Origin of the sequence: Mycobacterium sp., assembly GCF_050701675.1 — a bacterium.
In the GTDB taxonomy this organism is placed as follows: Bacteria; Actinomycetota; Actinomycetes; order Mycobacteriales; family Mycobacteriaceae; genus Mycobacterium.
On the sequence record NZ_JBOGDD010000448.1, the window covers coordinates 1 to 3,928 of the forward strand.

5 protein-coding genes and 1 pseudogene are annotated in these 3,928 nt (G+C 65.5%); 5 read left to right on the plus strand and 1 reads right to left on the minus strand.

Annotation, left to right across the window (positions count from 1 at the left end):
* Window positions 1-216 (minus strand): ATP-binding cassette domain-containing protein (locus tag ACRDUX_RS13595; RefSeq protein WP_526414555.1); only part of this gene is annotated, 216 nt, incomplete at its 3' end.
* A gap of 227 nt (window positions 217-443) precedes the next feature.
* Here ACRDUX_RS13595 and ACRDUX_RS13600 point away from each other — a divergent pair.
* The 5 genes and pseudogenes from ACRDUX_RS13600 to ACRDUX_RS13620 all read left to right on the plus strand — a co-directional run.
* The gene (locus ACRDUX_RS13600) at window positions 444-1,319 is read left to right on the plus strand and encodes a type 1 periplasmic-binding domain-containing protein (protein WP_526414556.1); all 876 of its coding nucleotides are present in this window, start codon (window positions 444-446) and stop codon (window positions 1,317-1,319) included.
* Complete coding sequence (locus ACRDUX_RS13605; RefSeq protein ID WP_526414557.1) at window positions 1,316-1,597, plus strand: hypothetical protein; 282 nt, start codon at window positions 1,316-1,318, stop codon at window positions 1,595-1,597. Before ACRDUX_RS13600 ends, ACRDUX_RS13605 begins: the two co-directional genes overlap by 4 nt.
* A gap of 92 nt (window positions 1,598-1,689) precedes the next feature.
* Window positions 1,690-2,526 (plus strand): mycofactocin-coupled SDR family oxidoreductase, encoded by an 837-nt coding sequence (locus ACRDUX_RS13610; protein WP_526414558.1) that lies wholly within the window; start codon window positions 1,690-1,692, stop codon window positions 2,524-2,526.
* A 56-nt stretch (window positions 2,527-2,582) separates the two neighbouring features.
* Window positions 2,583-3,371, plus strand: coding sequence for an SDR family NAD(P)-dependent oxidoreductase (locus ACRDUX_RS13615; RefSeq protein WP_526414559.1), 789 nt, complete (start codon window positions 2,583-2,585; stop codon window positions 3,369-3,371).
* Between the two features lie 126 nt (window positions 3,372-3,497).
* A pseudogene (locus tag ACRDUX_RS13620) lies at window positions 3,498-3,928 on the plus strand (hypothetical protein); the annotation flags it as partial.

Here is a 3,928-nt window from a genome sequence, read left to right on the forward strand (position 1 = left end):
TCGCTCGGGGCGAAGTTGGTGGGGCAGTGCACGGCCCCCCACTTCGATCGACGCGGAGTCCGGTTTATGGACGCCGGCGAGACATTTGATGATTGTCGACTTCCCCGAGCCGTTCTGCCCGAGTAGCGCGTGCACCTCACCGGGTTCGATGTCGAAGGAGACGTCTCGTAGCACCTGCACACCGGCGAATGCCTTGCTCAGCGAGGTGATTTGCAATGAGCGCGGAGCCGACGGTGATGGCGCCGAATCTACGGGTCCTCGCCTGGACGCAGGGATCTGAGCCGCGTCTTCGAACATCCTCGTCCTCGTCTCGCAATCGCCGGGTGACCACAAATTGGCACTTGCATTACAAATGCAACACCCGTAATCATATATGCGGTATACAGAAGTGGTGGCCGACGTCACTTCCGGGGAGTGCGACACGACGAACAGTGAGGACGACGATGTTCACCGCTAGCAAGGGGAGCTGGAGTTTCGCGGCCGTGATCGTCGCCATGACGCTCGCGCTTACCGCATGTGCGAACACGTCCGGTAGCGCCGGCGACCTCAGCCAAGGCAAGGCCGATCCCGCCTATCTCGCCACGATTCAAAAGCAGGTCGACGCCCTCAAGGCCCCGCAGACCGGGCTCCCTCTCACCGGCGGCCCCAAGGCCGTTCCGGGCAAGTCGATCTCGATCATCACCATCGCGATGGCCGAGGACTCCGCTAAGCGCGTCACACACGCACTCGATCAGGCAGCAAAGGACATCGGCTGGACGTCGACGATCTACGACGGCCAAGGGTCGGCAACCATCGCCAACGACAAAACGCAGCAGGCGGTCACCACTCATCCGGACGCGATCGTGCTGGTCGCCTTGGACAAGACCACCGTCGGTGCTGGGCCCGCCGCGGCCATGGGCGCCCACATCCCAGTGTCGTGCAGTTTCTGCTGGGACCTGGATGCGAAGGACACCAAAGGGCCGTACGTCGACGTCCAACCTGCACTCTCCCGACTCGCCGACATCGGACGGGCAAGCGCCCAGTACGCGTTCGTCCAACCCGACGGGCACCCCCACTACCTGCGATTCAACGACCCCGCGCTCAGCAACCTGATCTCGCGGCAGCGCGGCCTAGACGGCTTCATCGAGGACTGCCAGAAGTTCGGCGGCGACTGCAAGCTGTTGGCGAGCAAGGACTTTCAGGTGGCGAACGCGACCACGACCCTCCCCGCCGATGCCGCGAGCCTGGCTCGCGCGAACCCAGGCTTCAACGCCATCCGGGTGGGTTTCGACTTCGCCGCCCTGCAGGTCGTCAGCGGCTGCGACAAGCGAATCTGGTGACGGGCGGGAAGACCTTCCTCGTTTCGTCCGGCGGTGACGGCGCGAACCTGAAGCTCATCGCCGACGGCGGATACCAAAAGGCGAGCGCCGCGATCAGCTTCGACTGGTCGTCTTACGCAAGCATCGACAATCTAAATCGGATCTTCGCCGGCCAAGCGCCCGTCGACCAGAACATCCCGATCCGGCTATTCGATCAGTCCGACGCAGGCAGCGTCACCGGGGCCTGGGTCTCCGATGCGGACTTCCGGGCGGCGTACGCCAAGCAGTGGAAGGGCTGAACGGCCCAAACCAGGAAAAGACGTCGCGGTGCTTCGGCGGTCTCCGCAGAGGACCGACGCGCCGTTGGCAAATCAATGAAAGGAGCACGCGGATGGGTCGTGTCGAAGGAAAGGTCGCCTTCATCACCGGGGCGGCACGCGGACAGGGGCGCAGCCACGCCGTTCGTCTGGCGGAGGAGGGCGCTGACATCATCGCCGTGGACATCTGCGAGCCCGTCCTCGCCAACGCCTCACCACCAGCTACCGCAGAGGACCTCGCAGAGACCGTCCGGTTGGTCGAAGCGCTCGGGCGCCGGATCGTTGCAGCGAAGGCCGATGTGCGCGACTTCGATCAGCTGAAGAGCGCCGTCGACGAAGGAGTCTCGCGCCTAGGTCGGCTGGACATCGTGTCGGCGAACGCCGGCATCGCCTCGGTCGCGCTGCGGTGTGAGGACATCCCCGACGACGAGTGGACCAACATGGTCGACGTCAATCTAAACGGCGTTTGGCGCACCGCGAAGGCGGCGATCCCGCACCTGAGGGTTGGCGGTAGGGGCGGATCGATCATCCTCACCTCCTCGGCGGCCGGGCTGATCGCCTACCCGAACATCTCGCACTACGTATCGGCCAAACACGGGATCGTCGGCCTCGTCCGGACCCTGGCGAATGAGCTCGCGCCCGAATTCATCCGCGTGAACAGCGTGCACCCGACGACTGTCGACACCCCGCTGATACAGAACGAGCGCACCTGGAAGTTGTTTCGGCCCGACATCGAGACCCCCACCCAAGACGACTTCGCCGTAGCGGCCACCTCGCTCAACGCGCTACCCGTGCCATGGGTGGAGTCGATCGACGTCTCTAATGCCGTCCTCTGGCTCGCCTCTGATGAAGCGCGCTACGTCACCGGCGCACAGATCCCCATCGATGCCGGCGCAGTGGTCAACAAGTAGCGCTCCCCAAACCAACATCGGCGCGTTGGTCGGCGCCTCAGCAAGGAGAAGACACGATGAGCAATCTCGACGGACGAATCGCGCTCGTCACCGGCGCCGCACGCGGGCTCGGCGCGGGCATCGCGACCGCACTCGCGAAGAACGGGGCGACGGTGGTTCTGACCGATGTCAGCGACGCGACGGAGACCGCACAGAAGATCGCGGCGGACACCGGCGCCACTACTTGGGCGACCGCCCTGGACATCACCGACCGCACCGCAGCTGGCGCTTTGTGCGAACAGATCGTCGAACGGCACGGCAAGTTGGACGTCCTGGTCAACAACGCCGGCATCATGCAGAAGTTCAGCAACTTGTCCGACGTGTCCGCCGAGGACGTGGCGCGAATCCTCGAAGTCAACCTCGGCGGACCCATCGCCGTCAGCGCCGCGGCGATTCCCCACATCACTCGCAAGACGGGCCGCATCATCAACATGGCCTCGCAGTATGGCGTCCAAGGCCGGCCGGGCGTCGCCATCTACTGCGCATCTAAGGCCGGTGTCATCGGCATGACCCAGTCGCTTGCACTAGAGCTGGCGGCGGAGGGCATCACCGTGAACGCCGGGTGTCCAGGTACTCACTTGACCGGCATGCTGCTCGACCGCTTCCACGGCGAAGCAGAGGAGCAGGGCCTGCCTCCCGAGGCGGCGACACGTCTAATCGACGAGTTCGCCGAGGCCACGATCCCCGTGGGCCGTATCGGTACGGCCGAAGACGTTGGAGCGATCGTCGCGTGGATCGCATCGCCAGACGCGTCGTTCTCCACCGGCGCGTCGTTCAACGTCGCCGGCGGCGAGACCCTGTTCTGAGGCTGAAGGCATGGCGACATTGCCGGGATTGACCGGCCACGATCACGGCGTGCGCGCGCAACAGCCTTACTGCTACGCCCCCGTGCCCTCCGAGGGCACGCCGCGCCAAGACGACCGGCACACACGGTGAGCCGCTACACCGCTGACGCGATCGTGATCGGATCCGGTGCGGGCGGGGCGGCGGTCGCTGGTGAGCTGGGACGCCGTGGGATTACGGTCAAGATCCTCGAGGCGGGCCCGCCCGCCACGACCGCCCGTGGCGGGCATTCGCGGAATCCCAACCCCGCCGACGCCGCGATGCCCGAAGCCCTCGACTTTCTGAACCGCCACTTCGCGAGTTACAACGGCGCGGCCCAGGTCGACAGCGCGCTTCCCGGGCTCGGCACGATCCGTTCGGTCGGTGGCTTGTTCACGGCCTGGTCGAACAACGCGCCCACCCACGATGTCTCAGAGCTGCCCGACTGGCTGGACGTCGACGCATGGGCTCCGTTCGTCGAGCGCGCGCAGCAGCTTCTGGACGTCTCCCCCCGCATCCCAGAGAACGACCCGCGGTCGGC